The sequence below is a fragment of the Halorubrum sp. SP3 genome, assembly GCF_005435195.1.
GTDB classification, from domain to species: domain Archaea; phylum Halobacteriota; class Halobacteria; order Halobacteriales; family Haloferacaceae; genus Halorubrum; species Halorubrum sodomense.
In genome coordinates this window covers 1-1,976 of sequence record NZ_SGTU01000067.1, presented here as the reverse complement: position 1 = coordinate 1,976, position 1,976 = coordinate 1, and the positions used below count along the sequence as shown (strand labels likewise).

At 54.0% G+C, this 1,976-nt stretch carries 2 protein-coding genes; one reads left to right on the top strand and one right to left on the bottom strand.

The genetic code is table 11. From position 1 onward, the window contains the following. On the top strand, positions 1 to 506 hold a 506-nt coding region (locus EXE42_RS15275), incomplete at its 5' end, for a methyltransferase domain-containing protein (protein ID WP_206750725.1). 83 nt (positions 507 to 589) lie between these two features. Here the strand turns inward: EXE42_RS15275 and EXE42_RS15270 are convergent. Then, on the bottom strand, positions 590 to 1,864 hold the full coding sequence (locus EXE42_RS15270) for a nucleotide sugar dehydrogenase (protein ID WP_137706886.1): 1,275 nt from the start codon (positions 1,862 to 1,864) through the stop codon (positions 590 to 592). Positions 1,865 to 1,976: the final 112 nt, after the last annotated feature.

Genomic DNA, 1,976 nt, shown 5'->3' with positions numbered 1-1,976 from the left:
TCGTGTCGCAGGCTCGTAGTCGGCTTGACGACCAAGCCACGGTGTCCAACGAAGACGGTCTCTCTCACCTCGAAGACTGTGAAGACGGTGCCTACGATTTTATACTCATGCACGCAGTCATCGAACACTTGGAGAAAGAATACGTCGAGCAGCTACTGAACACGGCGCGGCGAAAGCTGACTGACGACGGGGTCATATCAATACTAACCGGGAATCTCGCGAACCCCCTCTCAAACTCAATAATGTTCGGCGACTTCGACCACAAGTTCGGTTACACACCGGCCGGCCTCTCGACGCTGCTCGAAAACCATGACTACGAGATAGCGGCCGTTTCGGGATTCGAACACGCGAAGTATAGCGGCACGGTTCGGTACTTCGCAGGTCAGGCTATGGAAGCCGTCCCAAGGCTGATACTGCGGCTCGGCTATGTCATGCTCCGACTGCGCCGACCAGCGACACTTGCGCCACTGATGTTCGTCGTCGCGACGCCGGTGGTGACCGAATAAATAGATCGTCGACACTCAAAATAGCATCTGTCAGATGAATATTGATACCTCAAGCAGCTAACTACGAGGTTTTAGCCCAGAGACTAGAAACTCCGGTAATAGAAGTCGCGCTCTTCGGCGTCATCGCTGTCGAAACTCCCCCGCACATCCACTAAAACGGGTGCGTCCATGGCTGTCTGAAGTGTGTCCAGCGTGATGTGCGAGAGGGTTTCGTGGGGTACTGCATTCACCACGCCATCGATGGCCGAGAGATCGTCTAAGTCTGAGAGCGGTGTATACCCTAGCTCTTCGATACGCCTCTCCCCAAGTACTGGATCCAGGACTCGGACGTCAACTCCGTACTCTTCAAGTTCGCTGATGAGCGGTTTGACCTGGGAGTTCCGTGCGTCGTTCACGTCCTCCTTGTATGTAAGGCCCAGCACCACTACGGTAGACTGCTTGGGGACTTTTTCAAACTCATTAAGACCTTTCAGTACCATCTCAACGACCTGTCTGTACATACGGTCGTTGATTGAGCGTCCGGCCAAGATCACCTGAGGGTCATGGCCTTCCTGTTGGGCTTTGTAAGTAAGGTAGTACGGGTCCACGCCGATACAGTGGCCGCCGACCAATCCCGGATGATACTCGTGGAAGTTCCACTTCGTCGCCGCCGCATCAATCACCGCGGCCGTGTCAATCTCCATCGTAGTGAACAGCTGACTCAGCTCATTCATCAGCGCGATGTTGAGGTCGCGCTGTGTGTTCTCAATGACTTTCGCCGCCTCCGCGACCCGTATCGTCGGCGTTATGTGCGTCTCTTCGGTCAGAATCGACTCGTAGAGAGCGGCTAATTCCTCCTCCTTCTCGGGGTCACTAGCGGAGAGAATCTTCGTCGTTGAGCGGAGCGTGTGGGAATCATCTCCGGGACTGATTCGTTCCGGGCTGTACGCGATGTGGAAATTTCCGAGTTCCATCCCCGAGTGTTCCTTCAGTATCGGGAGACACTTCTGCTCCGTCGCACCGGGGTAGACGGTGCTCTCGTAGACGACTGTGGTACCAGGTTGTATGTGCTCACCGATAGTCCGTGATGCAGCTTCGAGGTAAGATAGATTAGGTCGCTTGCTGTCGTCCAGCGGGGTCGGGACACACACGAACACGAAATCGGCATTCTCAATGGCAGTGCTATCGGATGTGAACGTAATCTCTTCCCGAATAAGATCGTCTTCCGACAGCTCTCCCGTCTCGTCACGCCCACTATTTAATTGAGATATCTTCTCGTCGTCGACATCAAATCCAGTGACCTGATATCCTTCTTCAGCAAATGCGGAGGCCAAGGGTAGGCCGACATATCCGAGACCAACGACGCAGATTTCCATCATAAAGGGACCTGATCGCTCAAAGAGTTAGTTCTTTGGAAAGCGCTACTCAGAACTCTTCCGGGTCTTCCCACTCGTCGACTTCCCAAATTTTACCCGTCTCATCAAGCTCCTC